This is a genomic window from Tundrisphaera macrotermitis (genome assembly GCF_051175315.1).
Taxonomy (GTDB): Bacteria; Planctomycetota; Planctomycetia; order Isosphaerales; family Isosphaeraceae; genus Tundrisphaera.
In genome coordinates this window covers 3,252,685-3,270,884 of sequence record NZ_CP195100.1, presented here as the reverse complement: position 1 = coordinate 3,270,884, position 18,200 = coordinate 3,252,685, and the positions used below count along the sequence as shown (strand labels likewise).

Below are 18,200 nucleotides of genomic sequence, written 5' to 3'. Positions count from 1 at the left end.
TGCTTGATGCTTAAGGATGTCGGCGTCGCGATCCTCGCGGCGCAACATCACCAGGAGCCGGCCCATCGGGCGGGCACCGCCGGGGGAGATCAGCGATGCGTACGGTTGTGGGATTGTTCGACGCGAGGTCGGGTGCCGAGGCCGCCATCCGCAGGCTCCAGGCCGATGGGGTCGACCGCGACTCGATCAGCGTGGCCATGAAGGATGTCCGGGAGGCTTCCTCCATCAGCGAGTCGACCGGCGTCGGCGACCTCAGCGATGAAGGGGCGACCGCCGGCCTCGTCTCGGGCGCCGGCGTGGGGGCCCTGATCGGCATCGCGCTGGTCGGCAGCACCGTGCTGCTCCCGGGCCTGGGCACCGTCCTGATCGGCGGGCCGATCGCCGCCGCCCTCACCGGGGCCGGCATCGGCGCGGCGTCGGGCGGCCTGATCGGCGGCCTGATCGGCGCCGGCATCCCCGAGGAAGAGGCCCAGCACTTCTCCTCGGCCATCGAGAGCGGCGGGATCTTCGTCTCGGCCAACGTGCCCGACGACCAGGTCGCCACCGTCCGCCGGGTGTTCGACGAGGAAGGTTCGACCCGGACCTACGCCCCCTGATCGTCCCCGATCGGTTCGGCGGATCCATCCCGGCCGCGCCCTCGACCCTCGGGTCGGGGGCGCGGCCGTTCGCGTTCTTCGGGCCGTCGCAGTTGCTCGGCGTGGGTGAACGCCCGGCGCAGGCGGGACCAGAGCAGCACCTGGACGCCGATCGTGGTGGTGCCGGCGATCCCCAGGTACATCAGGATCTGATACCGGACCGCCGAGCCGACGTCGGCCCCGGCCAGGATCTGGCCGGTGGTCATGCCCGGGATGGCGACGATCCCGGCGATCATCATGTTGTTGATGATCGGCGTGAGCCCGGCCGCCACCGCCGCCCGCAGCGCCGGGGTGGCCGCCTGCCGGGGCGAGGCCCCCAGCGACAGGCACCGCTCGACGAGGTCGCGGTCCGCCTCCAGGTCGGCATCGAGCCGCTCCGCCGCCAGCGCCACGGCGGTCACGCAGTTGCCCAGGATCATCCCCAGCAACGGCAGGATCACCCGGGCGTCGTACCAGGGTTGGACCTTCAGCGCCAGTTGCGACGAGACGGCCAGGACGACCACCGACCCCAGCGCCATCGCCGCGAAGGCCTCGACGCCCACCCGGACGCGGCGGCCCGACGACATCCGCGACGCGACCGTGTGGGCGGCGACGCCCAGCATCAGGGCGGCCACCGCGACCACCAGGATCGCACTGTCCGCCGCGACGATCGCACCGAAGGAGACCGCCAGGAGCATCATCTGCCCCACCAGCCGCGCCGTGGCGATCAGCATCGGCCGGACCTGCCCGAGCCGTTGCCACGACAGCAGGGCCAGCCCGACGGCCATGGGCAGGCTCGCCCAGGCCAGGCCCCACCAATCCGGCCCGATGGTCTTCATCACGCGTGCCCCGCCCTTCCCGCCCGGCCCAGGACCTCGGCGATCGGCCCGACGTCGACGACCCGGCCGGCATCCATCCGGATCCCCACGTCCCCCAGCCGACCGGCATGCGCCCGGTCGTGGGTGGCCACGATGGTCCGCAACCCCTCGTCCCGGGCCTTCGCCGCCAGGATCTCCGCGACCCGGCGTGCCGAGGCCGGGTCGAGCGCGGCGGTGGGCTCGTCCAGGGCCAGGATCTCGGGCCCGGCCCCCAGGGCGGTCGCGATCGCCAGGCGTTGCCGCTCGCCGGTGGAGAGTTCCCGGGCGTCGCGGTCGAGCCAGGCGGGATCCAGCCCGAAGGCGTCGAGGGAGGCGGCCTGCGCGTCCCGGTCGGGGCCGGACCGGCCCCGGACGCGGTGCGGATAGAGCAGGTTTTCGGCCACGGTGCCGGGCAACGGCCGCGCCGCGGCGACCACCAGCCCGACGGCCGCCCGCACCTCACGCGGGGGGATGCTCGCCAGGTCCCGTCCGCCCACCAGGATCCGCCCCCCGTCGGGATCGTCGAGCCGGTTCAGGAGCCTCAGCAGGGTGCTCTTGCCCGCCCCCGAGGCCCCGATCAGGACGTGGCGGCGGCCGGGCTCGAAGGCGAGGTCGACGCCCCGGAGGATCTCCGCCCCTCCCCTCCGGACCGAGACGCCTTCCAGGCGGATCGCCTCGCCCCGGGGCCAGTCCGGATTCACGGCCATGCGACACCGCCCCACCCTGGATCACCGAGAAAGGCCACGACCCGGCCGCCCCGCGATCGACGCCAGGCCCTCAATGGGCCGGGGATTCCCGGGGCTTGAGGTGCTCGTCGAACCAGTCGGCGAAGGTCGCCATGTCCCGGGCCAGGGTGAGCCAGCCGTGGCCGTAGCCCGGCTTGACGATCAGCCTGGTCGGGACCCCGGCCGCCTTCAGGCGTTCCAGGAAGGTCTCCGACTGCTGGAGCGGGACCAGCGGGTCGGCATCGCCGTGGACGATCAGCGTCGGGGCGTCGTCGGGCGTGACGTGGGTGATCGGCGAGATCTCCCGGGCGATCTCCTTGAGCCGCTCGGGGTCGACGATCGGCACGGACAGCCCGGTCTTGCGGTCGATCTCACGGAAGTCGAACGCCGGGCGGAACGTCCGTCCCAGGTCCTCGGCGCGGACGAGCCGATTGCCGGGCTTGCCGTAGTTCAGGAAGTCGGTGGGCGGGAAGAAGCAGGCGACCGCCTGGACCCGGCTCGACTCCCGCTCCACCGGGTCGGCGGCGGTCGCGGAGCCCGGCGAACCGTCGGTCCCCATCATCAGCGAAAGGTGCCCGCCGGCCGAGGCCCCGGTGATCCCGATCCGATCCGGGTCGATCCCGTAGCGCCCGGCGTGGTGGCGGACGAACCGGACCGCCCGATTGATGTCCGGGATGATCTCCGGCACCGTGAACCGGGGCTGGCTGCCGTGGACGACGGCGAAGACCGTGTAGCCCCGATCCAGCAGGGGCTGGCAGATCATCGGCCGGACCGCGTCGTGGCCGGAGACCCAGCCGCCGCTGACCACCAGGACGACGCCGATCCCCTTCGCGTCGGCGACCGGCGTGAAGACGTCGAGCGTCAGGGCCGTGCCGAACTTCCGCCCGTAGATGACGTCCTCGATCCGCCGATAGTTCGGCTCCTCCGCCCGGCCCGCCGACGCTCCGCCCCCCGCGATGATCGCCAGCCCCAGAACAATCGCACCCCACTTCCGAAACATCGCGGCACTCCGAATCCCAAGGATGATCGATGGCGTCGTCCGGGTCCCAGGTTCGCACAAGCGCGGGTCGGTCCGCTAGCACTCGCCGGGCCGCATTGCGCCGGCCTGGAGGATTGCATTCCCGTCGGATGTCTTTAGGATCGATGCCGAACCACGCCCACCACGACCGGCCCGACCACCACCCGGGGATGATCCGATGCGCCGCCCGTCCCGCAACCTCGCCCTGATGTTCGGCCTCTCGCTGCTCGCCTGGTCCGCCCCCCTCCGCGCCGGGGACGGGTGGGTCGACCTCTCGACGCTGGACGCCTGGAAGGAGCCGACGGCCGGGTGGTCGATCGTCGGCGGGGTGAAGCTCGACCCCTCGGACGCGAAGAAGCTGGTCGCCGAGCCGGGCTCGGCCGTGATGTACAACGGCCCGGACTTCAAGAAGAGCAAGAACATCGTCAGCAAGGAATCTTTCGGCGACGTCGAGATCCACGCCGAGTTCGTCGTGCCCAAGGGCTCCAACTCCGGCATCAAGTTCCAGACGGTCTACGAAGTCCAGATCTTCGACAGCTACGGCGCCAAGAAGCCGACCGGCACGGACTCGGGCTCGGTCTACCCCCGGTCGGAGATGAAGCCCAAGTACCACAAGATCGACGAGGGACACCCGCCCCTCGTGATCGCCTCGCGCCCCCCCGGCGAGTGGCAGGAGATGGACCTGACCTTCAAGGCCCCCCGGTTCGACGACAAGGGGAACAAGACCGCCAGCGCCCGGATCTCGGTGAAGCTCAACGGCCAGGTCGTGCAGGACAACCTGGAGGTGACCTCCCCCACCGGCAACAACTGGCGGAACAAGGAGAAGCCCACCGGGCCGATCCTGATCCAGTCCGACCACGGCCCGGTCGCCTTCCGCAACCTCCGCGCCCGGCACCTGGATGCCAAACCCTGACTTGACGGGGATGCGTCGATGCGTAGGATGCGAAGCGACCGCCGATCGGTTGCCGCATCCGCGCGTCGGACACCCTCGCACCGCACCCTCGCCGAACCCTCCGACCCCTGATCCGGCCGCCCCCCTCCCGCCGGGCGTCTCCGCGGGCATGGTCGGGCCAGGTCGCACCCCGGACGAGGAGCATGAGCGGATGAGGGACGGACGGGGCCGGGTTCTGGCGGGGCTGGTCGTGCTGCTCGGGATCGCCTCCGGCCCGGGCTGCCTGTCGACGACCATGGACGCCCGCTACGTCTACCAGGACGGCGAATACGGCGTGATCGGGGTCCCGCGCAACAGCTCGTACGGCAAGAAGGACTATCGCCAGCAGGCCCGCGAGCTGATGACCCTCCACTTCCCCGAGGGCTACGAGATCGTCCGGGCCGAGGAGATCGTGGCCGGCGAGCGGGTTACTGACACCGCCCGCAAGGTGGAGGTCGAGACCGAGCCGGGGGTCAACGCCCTGAACCAGATGCTCAAGGTCGGCAAGTTCGAAAAAAGCACGTCCCTGGACCAGAAGGACACGCTCCAGATCACCGAGAGCCGGATCATCTACCGCCGCAAGGGGGCCCGCACGCCGGCCGTCACCGACGGCTTCGCCGAGGTCGCCACCGCCGTCCCCAACCTCTACATCGACCCCAACGACACGGTGCGGAAGCTCGGGGCAACCACCCTGCTGGCGGCCCAGAAGAAGGCCGAGGACACCAAGCCCGACGCGGCCAAGGTCACGGTCGCCACCAAGACCACGGTGGACCCCGGCGTGCAGAAGTCGTCGGGCGACCCGCCGAAATGATCCCTGGACGTGCGCGCCGAGTCATGGTCCGATGGATCGATCGGGCACGGGGATCGGTCGTCATCCCCGCCGCCGCCCATCCATCGGAGCGGGATCGATTTCCCGGCCCTTCATGATCGTTCGCTTCGGAACGGCCCTCGCGGCCCTCGCGCTGGGCGTTGCCCCGGCGTCGCCGGCCCCGGCCGCCGACGAGGTCCGGCTCAACCAGATCCAGGTGGTCGGCAGCCACAATTCCTACCACATCGCCCCCTACCCGACTGTCGTCAACCTGATGATCCCGCGCTTCCGGCCCCAGGCCAAGGCGCTCGACTACACCCACCCCCCGCTGGCCGAGCAGTTGTCCCGGGCCGGGGTCCGCCAGATCGAGCTGGACATCTACCCCGACCCCGAGGGGGGCCGATACGCCGATCCCCCCGCGCGTAAGGTACTCAAAACCTTCGGACGCGACGCCGGACCCGACCCCGACATCGACGGGGTGCTCCGCCGGCCCGGGTGGAAGATCCTCCACATCCCCGAGTTCGACTTCCTGAGCACCACGCCCACCTTCGTCGCCGCGTTGGAGCAGGTCCGCGACTGGTCCAAGGCCCACCCCGACCACGTCCCGATCCTGGTGCTGGTCGAGGTCAAGGACTGGGCGATCCTCCAGGCCACCCCGCCCATCGGCCGGGCCGAGTTGGACACGATCGACGCGGCGATTTATTCGGTCTTCCCGCGCGAGGGGCTGCTCCTGCCGGACGACGTCCGGGGCGACTCGGCCACGCTGCCCGAGGCGATCCGCTCCCGGGGCTGGCCGAGGCTTTCCGAGTGCCGGGGCAAGGTCTACTTCGCCCTGGACAACGAGGGGTCGATCCGCGACGACTACCTGGCCGACCACCCCGCCCTCCAGGGCCGCGCGATGTTCGCCAACGTCGCCCCGGACCACCCCGCCGCCGCCTGGATGAAGCGCAACGACGCGATCGCGGAGTTCGACGAGATCCGCTCGCTGGTCGCCGCCGGCTTCCTGGTCCGCACCCGCACCGACATCGACACCGCCGAGGCCCGCCGCAACGACCCCACCCGCCGCGACAAGGCCCTCGCCAGCGGCGCCCAGTTCCTCAGCTCCGACTTCTTCGAGCCCCGCCCCGACATCTCCCCCTACGCCGTCCGATTCCCCAACCACGCCGTCGCCCGCCCCAACCCGGTCAGCGGCGCCGGCCTCGACCCGGCCATCGACCTGGAACCGGCTCGATAGCAAGACCAAAAAGCATCGACCGACCTGCCTGGTTGATCTCCGAATGCTCGGGAAGGCCGTGGCGAACGAGGCGGATCTATCCTGCATGGAGCCAAGGCCGCTGGGATTCTTCGCACGCACACGTTGGGGTGGCGACGAACGCGAGCCCTCGGTCGAGCGTTTGCAGGAGATCCTCAGCCAACTCGATGCCGAGGATGATGAGCACACGTCGGTCTCGCTGAGTCACGAGTCCGAATGGTATCTGGCGGCGTACCCGAGCGGGTTGCTTGTTTGGGAGAATGCAGAGGCCGGCGACAACCCGAGACACATGAACGATGTGACAAGAGCTCGCGTGCTGGAATTATGGATCAAGCTATCTCGCGGATCGCTGCACGAGATCGAACTGGAGCCGTGGCTGCCCGGCTACGAAGGCCAGGAATAGGATGATCCAAGCGGCCGGGTGGCTTTTGTTGGCTTGCCAACCACGGCGCCGAGCTTGATAGCCGGTTCAATCGACGAGGCAAGTGAGACGCCACGACCGATCGGACGCGGCATCCAGCGCCGTGCTACCGGCTCTTTGGCGCCTTAGTTGGCAAGCCAACAAAAGCCACCCGAAGCGTCTCCTTGCTCGAAAGTCGGCCCTCCGTGGCCGGGTCATCGAGCACGGGCCTGACACGGCAGAGATGATCATATTGCCCGACCGTCCAATCCTCACTTCTCTGATGAGACATCAGGAGTTCATCGGCGTGTCCACCCGCGCCGTGCGATGCGACCGAGATGGGGTCAGGCCAAGAGCGGTTTGACGACGTGGGCGGCCTCGACGCCGGTGAGCTTGATGTCGAGGCCCTGGAACTTGACGGAGAGGCGGCGGTGGTCGATGCCGCAGAGGTGGAGCATGGTGGCGTGGAAGTCGCGGACGTGGACGATGTCCTTGACCGCGCGATAGCCGAGTTCGTCGGTCTCGCCGAAGGTGAGGCCGGGCTTGATGCCGCCGCCGGCCATCCAGAGCGAAAAGCCGAGGATGTGGTGGTCGCGGCCGGTCCCCTGCCCCATCGGCGTGCGGCCGAACTCGCCGCCCCAGATGACCAGGGTGTCGTCGAGCATCCCGCGCCGCTTGAGGTCCGAGACCAGGGCGGCCGAGGCCTGATCCACGTCCTCGGCACCCCACTTCATGCCGTCGACGATGTTGGAGTGGTGGTCCCAGGCGCGGTGGTAGAGCTGGATGAACCGGACGCCCCGCTCGGCCAAACGCCGGGCGAGCAGGCAGTTTGAGGCGAACGAGCCGTCGCCGGGGGTCTTGACCCCGTAGAGGTCGAGCGTCTCCTTGGACTCGGCGGCGAAGTCGGTCAGCTCGGGGACCGAGGTCTGCATCTTGAACGCCAGCTCGTACTGGGCGATGCGGGTTTGGATCTCGGGGTCGAGCCGGTCCTCGGCCAGCACGCCGTTGAGGCGGTTGATCTCGTCGATCACCTGCCTCTGGGTGCTCTGGCACACGCCGTCGGGGTTGCCGACGTAGTGGACCGCATCCCCGCGCGACTGGAACTGGATCCCCTGGAACCGCGAGGGGAGGCACCCGGCCGACCACTGGCGGGCCGACACCGGCTGGAGCCCGGTCCGGCCCTGCGAGTTCAGGACGATGAAGCCGGGCAGGTCCTCGGTCTCGGCCCCGAGGCCGTAGAGGAGCCACGACCCCATGCTGGGCCGGCCCTTGAGGATCGACCCGCTGTTCATGAAGGCGTGGGCCGGGTCGTGGTTGATCTGCTCGGTCTGCATCGAGCGGACGATGCAGAGGTCGTCGGCGATCGCGGCGATGTGCGGGAACAGGTCGGAGATTTCCTGGCCCGACTCGCCGTGCTTCTGGAACTTCGTGAACGGGGCGCGGGCCTTCAGGACCGTGTTCTGCAACTGGGCGAGCTGCTGCCCCTTGGTGAACGATTCCGGGAACGGCTGGCCGTCGAGCCGGTAAAGCTCCGGCTTGTGGTCCAGGCTCTCGAACTGCGACGGACCGCCCGCCATGCAGAGGTGGATCACCCGCTTGGCCCTGGCCGGGACGTGCAGGGGGTGGACCACCCCGCCCGCCTTCGCGGCGCTGCCCTCCGCGCCGAGCAGGGCCTTCGGGCCCATCAGGTTGGCGAGGGCGAGCCCGCCGAGGCCGAGCGAGGTGCGGCCCAGGAAGGCGCGACGGTGGAGGCCACGGCGATAGTCTTCGGGATCGAAGTGCGGCGTCATGGGTTTCCCGTCGCTCAATAGCGGGTGATGGTTTCGTGGAGGTTCAGGACGACCCGGCAGACCTCGGCCCAGGCCGCCAGCTCGGCGACCGGCAAGTCCTCCGGGGTGGGGGCGATCCCGACGCGGAGCAGCTTGGCGGCGTCGTCCGGGGTGGACTGGCACTCGGCCCGGCGGGCGGCGAGGAACGCCTGCAACGACTCCCGCTCCTTCGGCTTCGCCGGGCGGGCCAGGGCCTTGAGGAACAGCCGATCGATCCGGGCCGCGTCGGAATCGGCCGTCTCGCGGAGCAGCGCGGCGGCCAGAGTCCGGGCGGCCTCGACGAAGGTCGGGTCGTTGAGCAGGGTCAGCGCCTGCTGGGGAGAGTTGGCCATGATCCGGCTGGCCACGCAGTCCTCTCGGCTCGGGGCGTCGAAGTTCGCCAGCATCGGCTGGAGGAACGTCCGCTGCCAGTGGGCGTAGAGGCCCCGGCGATACTGCCGGGCGTCCTGGCTCGCTTCATAGGTCCGGTTGGGGAACTGGATCGCCGCGTAGTAGCCGTCCGGCTGGTACGGGAAGACGCTGGGGCCGCCCATCTCGGCGTTGAGCAGTCCGGCGATGCTCAGGGCGTTGTCGCGGACGAACTCGGCCTCCAGCCGGCGGGGGTTCTGCGACGCCAGCCAGCGGTTGGACGGGTCGACCTCGCGCAGCTCGGGGCGGAGCCGGGCGTCCTGGCGATAGGTGGCCGACATCACGATGGTCTTGACCAGCTTCTTGATGTCCCAGAGGTCGCGGAATTCCAGGGCGAGCCAGTCGAGCAGGTCGGGGTGCGAGGGCCATTCCCCCTGGGCGCCCACGTCCTCCATCACGGCGCTCAGGCCGGTGCCGAAGAACTGCTTCCACATCCGGTTGGCGAACACGCGGGCGGTGAGCGGGTTGTCGGGCGAGGTGATCCACCGGGCCAGGTCGAGCCGGGTCAAGCGGCGGGATTCGGCCTCGGGCGGCTGGGGGAGGAAGTGCGGGACGGCGGGCGTGACGACCTCGCCGGTCTCGTCCAGGAAATTGCCCCGGGCCAGGACCCGCGTCACCGCCGGCTCGGGCAAGGCCTCCGAGACCAGGGTCATCGTCTTGCCGCCCCGGCACTCGAACTTGTCTATCTCGATGGTCTTGATCGCCGCCAGCGTCGGCTCGTCGGCGGCGGTCCCGACCAGGTAGGCCGCCCGGATCCGCGCCAGGTCGGCGGGCTCGTCGGATCGGGCCGCGGCCAGCAGGGCCGGGTCGATCGCGTCGTCCTGCGGGTCCTGGGGCAGGAACGGGGAGGTCGAGATCCTCACGCGGCCCACGGCGTCGCTCTTGAGGGTCACGACCAGCTGCTCGCCGTCGCCGATCCGGACCGGGCGGGCCAGGCGGTAGACGGCCGTCTGCGGCTCCCGGGCGTGCTGGCTGTTGGTCCTCCACAACCCGGCGACGCCGAGCACGGCCGAGCCATTGACGTAGCGCTCGTCGCGGAGGTCGGCATCGGCGTGGCCGATCGCCAGCTTGGTCGGCTTCTTGTCGCCGCCCTGGACTGCCGCGGAGAGCTGGATCGTGGTGCCCATGCCCCCGCCGCGGACGATCTTGCCCTTGTGCTCGTCGGCGGGCAGGAGCTCCAGGCGGATCGCGGCGACCCAGCCGGGCGAACCGGCCAGGGTGATCGCGGCCCCGTCGTCGCCCTTCGCCGCCTTCTTCGCGGCCGGCTTGGCGGGCTTGCCGGTGAACAGCAGGCTGCCGTCCTCGCGGGCGGCCACATCTTCCTCGTCGGTCGAGGCGGCCGGGGTGGCCCAGCCGGTCGGGTTGCGGTCGAGGAAGGCCCGGACCTCGTCACGCCACGCCTGGAAGGCGGAGAGTTTGGCCGGGTCCTGGTCGAGCTTCGCCGAGGCGAGGTCGAGCAACTCGGCGATCCGGCGGTCGTCGGCGGCGATCCGACGCTGGAGGTAGGGGCTCTCGACTTCCAGCTCGGGCGGGAACGGGTGATCGTTGGTGAACCCCTTGAGGTCGGGGTTGGGGGAGTAGTTGTAGTCGCTGTAGACGCCCCACTGCTTCAGGTCGCTGAAGAACGCCGAGAAGCGGTAGAAGTCCTTGGCCGTGATCGGGTCGTACTTGTGGTCGTGGCACTCGGCGCAGCCCATGGTCGAGCCGAGCCAGGTGATCGAGGTCGTGCGGACCCGATCGGCCGCGTACTTGGCCAGGTATTCCTTGGGCTGGGCCCCGCCCTCGCGCGTCACCATGTTCAGGCGGTTGAAGCCGCTGGCCACCCGCTGCTCGGGCGTGGCATCGGGCAGGAGGTCGCCGGCCAGCTGCTCGGCCGTGAAACGGTCGAACGGGAGGTTGCGGTTGAACGCCCCGATGACGTAGTCGCGGAACGGGTAGATGTTCTGGTTCTGGTCGCCGTGGTAGCCCACCGTGTCGGTGAACCGGGCCAGGTCGAGCCAGGGCACGGCCATGCGTTCGCCGTAGTGGGGCGAGGCGAGCAGGCGGTCGACCAGGTTCTCGTAGGCCTTCGGGTCGGCGTCGGCCTCGAACCGGGCGACCTCCTCGGGGGTCGGGGGCAGGCCGATCAGGTCCAGGCTCAGGCGGCGGATCAGGGTCGGGCGGTCGGCCTCGGGGGACGGGGCGACCTTCTTCGCGTCGAGTCCGGCCAGGATGAAGGCGTCGATCGGGTTGCGGACCCACTCGGGGCGGGAGACCGCGGGGATCTCGGGCCGGCGGGGGGCGACGTAGGCCCAGTGCGGCTGATACTCGGCCCCCTGGGCGATCCAGCGGCGGAGGGTGTCCTTCTGGGCGGCCGTCAGCGACTTGGCCGACGACGGCGGGGGCATCATCTCCGTCTTCTCTTCGCTCAGGATCCGCTCGACCAGCGTGCTCTCCTCCGGCTTGCCGGGGACGATCGCATCCAGGGCGATCGCGGCGTCTCGGTCGTCGAGCCGGAGGTCGGCCTCGCGGTGGGCCTTGTCCGGCCCGTGGCAGAGGAAGCAGTTTTCCGAGAGGATCGGCCGGATATCCCGGTTGAATTCCAGACGGTCGCCCGCGCCGGCCGGGGGCGTGATCGAGACCATCGCCGCGGCGATCGCGAGGAAGACCGAGGGTCGATACCAGCAGGGTCGAGTCATCGGCGATGGACCTCGGGTTTCGTGCGGCGAGGGATTCGGGCCGGGCGCGGGTCGCGATGGCCCGGCGGTTCGACGCCGGGGGGCGACATCCCGGGCACACTCCGCCGGATCGGGCGGGCGGCCGGGGCATGATTTCGGGATTCGGTCGCGGGTGGGCAGGCGGGAGGACGACCCGGGTGCGGTCGACCGGTCCATTGTACGGGAAGGGGAAGGATCAAACAAGGGTTGCATCGGCAAGCGTCCCCGCCCACCGTCGGCGCGGCGGGCGGGGCGGGCGGATCGTTCAGACGTCGCAGAGGCGGACGGCCTCGCGGAGCCCTTCCATCGCGTCGCGGGTCGGGATGAACTCGTGGGCGACGTGCCCCTTGTAGCCGACGTCGATCAGGGCCTGCATCAGCGGGGGGTAGTTGATCTCCTGCTTGTTATCCAGCTCGCACCGGCCGGGGTTGCCCGCCGTGTGGATGTGGCCGATGTAATCTTTATGCTGGTGGACGCGGCGGATCAGGTCGCCGTCCATGATCTGGACGTGGTAGAAGTCGAACAGGAGCTTCAGCGCCGGCGAGCCCACGCGCTTGATGATGTCGATGCAGTAGTCGGTGTGGTCCCCCAGGTAGCCGGGGTGCCCCTTCATCTCGACCTCGTCGCGCGAGTTGAGCATCTCCAGGCAGAGGGTCACGCCCTTCCGCTCGGCGTACTCGACGACCTTCTTGAACCCCTCGACGCAGTTCGTCGCCCCGACGGCCGGGTCGATGCCGTTGGCCATGCCGGTGAACGAGATCACGTTCCGGAAGCCGTGCTCATGGCTCTCGTCGATCGACTTCTTGGTGGCCGCGATCACCCGGTCGTGGTTCTTCGGATCGCAGAACCCGTTGAGGAACGGCATCTCGCCGCCCATGTCGATCCAGCTGATGGCGCAGGTCAGGTCGTTCTTCACCAGCAGGGGGTAATACTTGGGGTCGACCAGCTCGATGCTGGTGCAGCCCAGCTCCTTGGCGACGCCGATGAAGGACTCGAAGTCCCAGTACTTCTCGTAACACCAGTAGACGAGCGACTGGTTGATCCGCCCGTTCTTCAGAATGCTCATCGCGTCGCGTCTCCCTTGGCTTCTCGATCCCATCGGCCCGGCCGCGAGGCGGCCCTCACCAGCCTGGATACCACGTTGCCCCCGCGCGGGACAGTCCCCAGCGGGACGCGGGGCCGCCGGCCGCTCGACGTGGCCGGACCTCCTGGTAGAATCGGCGCGACCCGAGCCGGGACCGCCAGGAGAGCCGACGATGAGCCGACGCCACGAGTTGACCCACCCCCGCGACGCGATCATGCGCACCATGGAGCGGATCTACCGCTATCGCATGACCACCACGTCGGGGGGCAACATCTCGATCCTGGACGACGAGGGGGACCTCTGGATCACCCCGGCGCGGCTCGACAAGGGGGCCCTCCGCCGCGAGGACATCGTCCGGGTCCTCAAGGACGGCACCATCGAAGGGCCTCACAAGCCCTCCTCGGAATATCCGTTCCATCGCGCCATCTATGAGGCCCGGCCCGACCTCCGGGGGATCGTCCACGCCCACCCGGTGGCGCTGGTGGCGTTCTCGATCTGCCGCCAGGTGCCGGACACCCAGATCAGCCGGCAGGCCCGGCGGGTCTGCGGCAAGGTCGGGTTCGCCCCCTATGCCCTGCCCGGCAGCGAGGCCCTGGGGCGGAACATCGCCGGGACCTTCGCCGAGGGGTTCGACTGCGTGGTCCTGGAGAATCACGGCGTGGTGGTGGGCGGCGCCGACCTCACCGAGGCGTTCGAGCGGTTCGAGACCCTGGAATTCACCGCCAAGACGATCATCAAGGCCCGGATCCTCGGCCCGGTCCGCCCCCTGATCGGCGACGAGGAGCGGCCCCGGGCCGAGGCGGCCGGGACGCCCGCCCCCCACAAGCCGACCAGCCACGAGAAGGAGCTGCGCCGGCAGCTGTGCGAGTTCGTCCGCCGCAGCTACCAGCAAAGGCTGATGATCAGCACCCAGGGGGCGTTCTCGGCCCGCCTGGAGGGCGACGCCTTCCTGATCACGCCGCACCGGGTCGACCGCCAGTCGCTGGAGGTGGACGACATCGTCCTGGTCCGCGACGGGATCCCGGAGGCGGGCAAGGTGCCGAGCGGGTCCGCGCGGAACCACCGGGCCATCTACCTCAAGCATCCCGCCTTCCAGTCGATCGTCAACGCCTACCCGGTCAACGCCACGGCCTTCAGCATCACGGACGCCCCGTTCGATTCCCGGACCATCCCGGAAAGCTTCCTGTTCCTCCGCGACGTGGCCCGCGTGCCGGCCGGGGTCCAGCTCGGCGACGGCACCGCCCTGGCCGACCTGGTCTCGCCCACCCACCCGATCTCGATCCTGGCCAACGACGGCGTCCAGGTCTGCGGGACGACCGTCCTGGATGCATTCGACCGCCTGGAGGTGCTGGAGGCGACCGCCGAGGCCATGATCGGCGGGCGGTCTCTGGGCGAGGTCCACATCATGGGGGACGCGGCGATCGACGAGTTGAAGGCGGCCTTCAAGCTGCAATGACCCGGGGCGGGGCGGATCAGGCCGGGAGCGGCCGGCACTCCCGGAGCAGGGCCTCCAGGCGATCGGGGTCGACCGGCTTGACCAGGTGCCAGTCGATCCCCGCCTCGTGGGACCGCCTTCGGTCGTCCTCCTGCCCCCATCCGGTCAGGGCGATGATGTGGATCTCCCGCCCCCAGGGCCGACTGCGAATCTCCCGCGCGACCTCGTAGCCGTTCATGACCGGCAGGCCGATGTCCAGCAGGAGGATCTCGGGCCGGTATGACCCGGCCACCTCCACGGCCTGCCCGCCGTCGTGGGCCAGCCGGAACGCGTGGCCCATCAGCTTGAGGAGCCGGCCCAGGGTGCGGGCCGCGTCGAGGTTGTCGTCCACCACCAGGATCCGGCGGGGGGCCGGCAGGGACTCCGGGATGCGCCCCGCCGGCGCGGAGGGGTCGCCGCCCCGGTCGATCACGATCGGCAGGCGGACGACGAACTCGCTCCCCCGGCCGGGGCCCTGGCTCCTCGCCTCGATCGACCCACCGTGCTTCTCCACGATCCTCCGCACCAGGGTGAGGCCGATGCCCAGGCCCCCCTGGGCACGCTCCAGCGACCGGTCCACCTGCGTGAACATGTCGAAGACCTGGGGCAGCATCTCCGCCGGGATGCCGAGCCCGTCGTCGCTCACCGCGACGACCACCTCGCGGTCCGACTGCTCGGCGGCCAGCCGCAGGTGGCCCCCCGGCTCGGTGTACTTGGCGGCGTTGTTCAGGAGGTTCGTGAACACCTGGGCCAGCCGGGTCGCGTCGCCCCGCACCCAGATCGGCCGGGGCGGCAGGGAGACCGAAAGCTCGTGCCCGGCCGAGTCGACCAGGGGCCGGCAGGCGTCCACGGCGTTGCCGATGATGGTCGCCAGGTCGGCGCGCTCGCGCCTCAGCTCCAGCTTGCCCCGGGTGATCCGCGAGACGTCCATCAGGTCGTCGATGAGCCGGACCATGTGCGAGACCTGCCGCTCCATCAGGACGCGGGCCTCGTCGATCGCGCCCCGGTCGTCGCCGGCCCGTTTCATGATCTGGAGGCCGTTGCGTATCGGGGCCAGAGGGTTGCGCAGCTCGTGGGCCAGGATCGCCAGGAACTCGTTCTTGCGGCCGTCGGCCTCGGCCAGCGCCTGCCGGGCCCGGACGTGCCGGGAGATATCGGTGAAGTAGCAGACCACCCCGAACTCGCCGCCGGCCAGCGGGAGGCGATGGATCTGCCACTCGAAGTATTCGGCCTCGCCCGAACCCCGCCGCACCAGGGCCTCCTCGGCGACGAGATGGGGGCGGCCCGTGGCCAGCGTCGCGCGGAACCGGGCGACGGCCTCGTCGGCGAAACCGTCGGGCCAGATGGCGTGCAGGACCCCGTCGAGGTCGCGGCCGATCAGCCCCGGGATCTCGCCGAAGGCGGGCCGGGCCGTCGGGTTCACCTGGCGGATCCGCAGCCCCGAATCCACGAGGAAGACGCCGATCGGCGCGGCGTCGAGCACCGCCTCGAAGCGGGCGTTGCTGTGCCGGAGCGACTCGCCGGCCTCGCGCCGCATCCGGGCCATCTGGAGGTGGGCGGCCACCCGGGCCAGCAGCTCACGGGCGCCGAACGGCTTGACCAGGTAGTCGTCGGCCCCGGCCTCCATCCCCTCGACCCGGCTCTCCTCCCCGGCGCGGGCCGACAGCATGAGGATCGGCACCTCGGCGGTGCGGGCGTCGTCCCGCAGCGCCCGCAGGAGGCCGAAGCCGTCGAGCCGGGGCATCATCACGTCGGTCAGGATCAGGTCGGGCGGGCTTGCCAGCGCCGAGGCCAGCGCCGCCTCGCCGTCCGCCACGGCCTCGACCCGGAACTGGCCGGAGAGGAGGCGGGCGACGTAATCCCGCATGTCGGCGTTGTCGTCGGCCAGGAGCACCCGGGGGCGGGCGGCCGCCGGGGCCTGGGGCGATGGCGGATCGGGCTCGGCCGGGGCGCCATCGACGTCCGGCGATCCCGACGGGCCGCGGTCGCCCCGGGGACGGTCGGGGAGCCACCGCAGGGCCTCCTCCACGAACGGCACGGCGGCCGCGGCCGCGGCGGGGGCCGCCCGATCTTCCCGGACCTGCCCGGCCGGGAGGTGGCGAGAGCCCAGGGGGATGGTCACCCGGAACGTCGTGCCCTGCCCCACGACGCTCTCGGCGGCGACGGCGCCCCCGTGCAGCTTCACGACCTCCTGCACCAGCGCCAGGCCGATGCCGCTCCCCTCGTGGGTCCGGCCCCGCGCCGACTCGACCCGATGGAATCGCTCGAAGAGCCGGGGCATCTCCGCCTCGGGGATGCCGGCCCCGGTATCCCGGACGCTCAATTCCACGGACCGGCCGACCCGCCTCAGGGCGACGGCGATCTCCCCTTCGAACGTGAACTTGAAGGCGTTGGAGAGGAGGTTCAGGACAACCTTCTCCCACAGCTCGGCGTCGAGGTAGGCGGGCTCGGGGATCGGCGGGCAGTCCACCACCAGCCCGAGCCCGGCCCGCTCGCACGCCGAGCGGAAGACGCTGGCGAGGTCGGCGGTGAGCGCGGCGATGTCGGTGGGTCGGTAGCAGGCCCGGACCCGCCCCGCCTCGATCCGCGAGAAGTCCAGCAGGGTGTTGACCAGGCGGAGCAGCCTCAGCCCGTTGCGGTTGACGACCTCCAGCAGCCCCCGGCTCCCCGGCGGGAGCCCGGAGTCGGCGGCGAGCAGGTCCTCGACGGGCCCGAGCATGAGCGTCAACGGCGTGCGGAACTCGTGGCTGACGTTGGAGAAGAATGCGGTCTTGGCCCGGTCCAGCTCGGCGAGCTTCTCGGCCCTTTCCCGCTCCTCCTCGTAGGCCCGGGCGTGGTTGACGGCGTTGGCCACCTGGCCGGCAAGCAGGTCGAGGAAGCCCCGATAGCCGTCGTCCAGCGGGCGGCGGGGGCTGATCCCCGCCACGACGAAGCCGGCGACCTGGGACTGCCCGGGCCGCGCCATCGGCAGGATCAGGGCCCTCGGGGCGGGCTCGAGCCAGGCCCCGCCCGGCATCGGCCCGAAGCGATCGGGCAGGTCGGCGACCTCGATGACCGCCCCGGTGCGGGCCGCCTCGCGGAACGGCCAGGGGCTCCGCCCGTCCGCCAGGTTGATCGAATGCGGGCTGACCGCCGAGCCCGGCCCCAGGCCGGCCGAACCGGCGAGCTTCAGGCGCGTCCCCCCGTCATCCAGCAAGTAGAGGAGGGCGAACGGGACATCGTGCGGGTTGCCTTCCAGGAGCCGCGCCATGGCCCGGCACGCCTCCTCGACCGACCTAGGCTCGTGGGAGGTGTCGGCCGCCAACTCCCGGAGGGTCCGGAGCCGGCGCTCGCCGATGGTCCGCTCCGTGTCCTCGGTGACCACGCAGAGCATCCCGCCGATCGCGCCGTGGTCGTCGGGCACCGGGCTGTAGGAGAACGTGTGATAGGTCTCCTCGGCGAAGCCGTTCCGCTCCAGGAACAGCAGCAGCCCCTCGTCCCACGTCGCCTGGCCGGTACGGACGACCCGTTCGGCCCTCGGGCCGATGTCGCCCCAGATCTCCGACCACACCTCCCCGGCGGGCCGGCCCAGGGCCCACGGGTGCTTCGGCCCCAGGGTCATCCGCGCGTAGTCGTCGTTGTAGAAGAAGGTGAACTCCGGCCCCCAGCCGAGCCACATCGCATACCGCGACGACAGCATCACCCGGACCACCGTCTTGAGCGCCTGCGGCCATCCCTCGATCGGGCCGAGCGGGGTCCGCCCCCAATCGAAGGATCGGGTTCGTTCGCCCATCTCGCCGCCCCCGGCGAAGGGGGCAACCGCGTCGCATCCCGTCTGCAATCCTCGGACTTCGCCCATGTTAGCGCCCGCTCGATAGGGAAGTTCGGGCGGGGGCGAAGGCCACCCCGGGCACGTGCGGCTGGCGCAACGAGGCCTCCCGCATTGCCGACGCGTTGCGGCGAAGGGAGGGCCAACCGGGATGAGAGGAGGCCTTCGGGCACGCCGCTGTCATCGGTGGGGTCGGATCATAACAATCGTGTCGTCTACTCTCATCAGGCCCGATGCTTCGTTTCGCCCGTCCCATGCCGCACGCTCGGCCGGTCGCGCCGAGCGCCCCGGCCCGG

General features: G+C 70.6%; 13 protein-coding genes. 6 read left to right on the top strand and 7 right to left on the bottom strand.

Features of this window, described 5'->3' with window-relative positions; translation table 11 throughout:
- The first annotated feature begins 95 nt into the window (after window positions 1-95).
- A complete protein-coding gene (locus tag TA3x_RS13120) occupies window positions 96-596 on the top strand; it encodes a general stress protein (protein ID WP_435021908.1) in 501 nt (166 codons plus the stop codon).
- Here the strand turns inward: TA3x_RS13120 and TA3x_RS13115 are convergent.
- The 3 genes from TA3x_RS13115 to TA3x_RS13105 all read right to left on the bottom strand — a co-directional run bounded on the left by TA3x_RS13115 (window position 584) and on the right by TA3x_RS13105 (window position 3,196).
- Window positions 584-1,453 carry an ABC transporter permease gene (locus TA3x_RS13115; RefSeq protein WP_435022356.1) on the bottom strand — a complete coding sequence of 290 codons (870 nt, stop codon included), beginning with the start codon at window positions 1,451-1,453 and terminating at the stop codon, window positions 584-586. The genes TA3x_RS13120 and TA3x_RS13115 overlap by 13 nt on opposite strands.
- Entirely contained in the window at window positions 1,453-2,178 is a 726-nt protein-coding gene (locus TA3x_RS13110; RefSeq protein ID WP_435021906.1) for an ABC transporter ATP-binding protein, read from the bottom strand. Before TA3x_RS13110 ends, TA3x_RS13115 begins: the two co-directional genes overlap by 1 nt.
- A 70-nt stretch (window positions 2,179-2,248) precedes the next feature.
- Complete coding sequence (locus TA3x_RS13105) at window positions 2,249-3,196, bottom strand: alpha/beta fold hydrolase (RefSeq protein WP_435021904.1); 948 nt, start codon at window positions 3,194-3,196, stop codon at window positions 2,249-2,251.
- A 196-nt stretch (window positions 3,197-3,392) separates the two neighbouring features.
- Between TA3x_RS13105 and TA3x_RS13100 the strand changes: the two genes are divergently transcribed.
- The 4 genes from TA3x_RS13100 to TA3x_RS13085 all read left to right on the top strand — a co-directional run bounded on the left by TA3x_RS13100 (window position 3,393) and on the right by TA3x_RS13085 (window position 6,608).
- Window positions 3,393-4,127: a 3-keto-disaccharide hydrolase gene (locus tag TA3x_RS13100; protein WP_435021902.1), complete on the top strand. Its 735-nt coding sequence runs from the start codon at window positions 3,393-3,395 to the stop codon at window positions 4,125-4,127.
- A gap of 190 nt (window positions 4,128-4,317) precedes the next feature.
- Window positions 4,318-4,956, top strand: a complete 639-nt coding sequence (locus TA3x_RS13095; RefSeq protein WP_435021900.1) for a hypothetical protein — start codon at window positions 4,318-4,320, stop codon at window positions 4,954-4,956.
- Window positions 4,957-5,068: 112 nt separating this feature from the next.
- Window positions 5,069-6,187 (top strand): Ca2+-dependent phosphoinositide-specific phospholipase C, encoded by a 1,119-nt coding sequence (locus TA3x_RS13090; RefSeq protein ID WP_435021898.1) that lies wholly within the window; start codon window positions 5,069-5,071, stop codon window positions 6,185-6,187.
- Window positions 6,188-6,230: 43 nt separating this feature from the next.
- Entirely contained in the window at window positions 6,231-6,608 is a 378-nt protein-coding gene (locus tag TA3x_RS13085) for a hypothetical protein (RefSeq protein WP_435021896.1), read from the top strand.
- A 341-nt stretch (window positions 6,609-6,949) separates the two neighbouring features.
- On the opposite strand, the gene TA3x_RS13080 is transcribed toward TA3x_RS13085, so the two are convergent.
- From TA3x_RS13080 to TA3x_RS13070, 3 genes are all read right to left on the bottom strand, one after another.
- Window positions 6,950-8,395, bottom strand: coding sequence for a DUF1501 domain-containing protein (locus tag TA3x_RS13080; RefSeq protein WP_435021894.1), 1,446 nt, complete (start codon window positions 8,393-8,395; stop codon window positions 6,950-6,952).
- 14 nt (window positions 8,396-8,409) lie between these two features.
- A complete protein-coding gene (locus TA3x_RS13075) occupies window positions 8,410-11,520 on the bottom strand; it encodes a PSD1 and planctomycete cytochrome C domain-containing protein (RefSeq protein ID WP_435021892.1) in 3,111 nt (1,036 codons plus the stop codon).
- A 283-nt stretch (window positions 11,521-11,803) separates the two neighbouring features.
- Window positions 11,804-12,604 (bottom strand): hydroxypyruvate isomerase family protein, encoded by an 801-nt coding sequence (locus tag TA3x_RS13070; protein ID WP_435021890.1) that lies wholly within the window; start codon window positions 12,602-12,604, stop codon window positions 11,804-11,806.
- Window positions 12,605-12,794: 190 nt separating this feature from the next.
- On the opposite strand from TA3x_RS13070, the gene TA3x_RS13065 reads away from it, so the two are divergent.
- Window positions 12,795-14,078, top strand: a complete 1,284-nt coding sequence (locus TA3x_RS13065; RefSeq protein WP_435021888.1) for a class II aldolase/adducin family protein — start codon at window positions 12,795-12,797, stop codon at window positions 14,076-14,078.
- A gap of 16 nt (window positions 14,079-14,094) precedes the next feature.
- On the opposite strand, the gene TA3x_RS13060 is transcribed toward TA3x_RS13065, so the two are convergent.
- A complete protein-coding gene (locus TA3x_RS13060) occupies window positions 14,095-17,868 on the bottom strand; it encodes an ATP-binding protein (RefSeq protein WP_435021886.1) in 3,774 nt (1,257 codons plus the stop codon).
- Window positions 17,869-18,200 lie beyond the last annotated feature (332 nt).

Coding starts and splice junctions, on each gene's coding strand:
- TA3x_RS13100 (WP_435021902.1), top strand. CDS start 3,393: ATGCGCCGCCCGTCCCGCAACCTCGCCCTGATGTTCGGCCTCTCGCTG.
- TA3x_RS13105 (WP_435021904.1), bottom strand. CDS start 3,196: ATGTTTCGGAAGTGGGGTGCGATTGTTCTGGGGCTGGCGATCATCGCG.
- TA3x_RS13070 (WP_435021890.1), bottom strand. CDS start 12,604: ATGAGCATTCTGAAGAACGGGCGGATCAACCAGTCGCTCGTCTACTGG.
- TA3x_RS13095 (WP_435021900.1), top strand. CDS start 4,318: ATGAGGGACGGACGGGGCCGGGTTCTGGCGGGGCTGGTCGTGCTGCTC.
- TA3x_RS13085 (WP_435021896.1), top strand. CDS start 6,231: ATGCTCGGGAAGGCCGTGGCGAACGAGGCGGATCTATCCTGCATGGAG.
- TA3x_RS13075 (WP_435021892.1), bottom strand. CDS start 11,520: ATGACTCGACCCTGCTGGTATCGACCCTCGGTCTTCCTCGCGATCGCC.
- TA3x_RS13115 (WP_435022356.1), bottom strand. CDS start 1,453: ATGAAGACCATCGGGCCGGATTGGTGGGGCCTGGCCTGGGCGAGCCTG.
- TA3x_RS13110 (WP_435021906.1), bottom strand. CDS start 2,178: ATGGCCGTGAATCCGGACTGGCCCCGGGGCGAGGCGATCCGCCTGGAA.
- TA3x_RS13060 (WP_435021886.1), bottom strand. CDS start 17,868: ATGGGCGAACGAACCCGATCCTTCGATTGGGGGCGGACCCCGCTCGGC.
- TA3x_RS13080 (WP_435021894.1), bottom strand. CDS start 8,395: ATGACGCCGCACTTCGATCCCGAAGACTATCGCCGTGGCCTCCACCGT.
- TA3x_RS13090 (WP_435021898.1), top strand. CDS start 5,069: ATGATCGTTCGCTTCGGAACGGCCCTCGCGGCCCTCGCGCTGGGCGTT.
- TA3x_RS13065 (WP_435021888.1), top strand. CDS start 12,795: ATGAGCCGACGCCACGAGTTGACCCACCCCCGCGACGCGATCATGCGC.
- TA3x_RS13120 (WP_435021908.1), top strand. CDS start 96: ATGCGTACGGTTGTGGGATTGTTCGACGCGAGGTCGGGTGCCGAGGCC.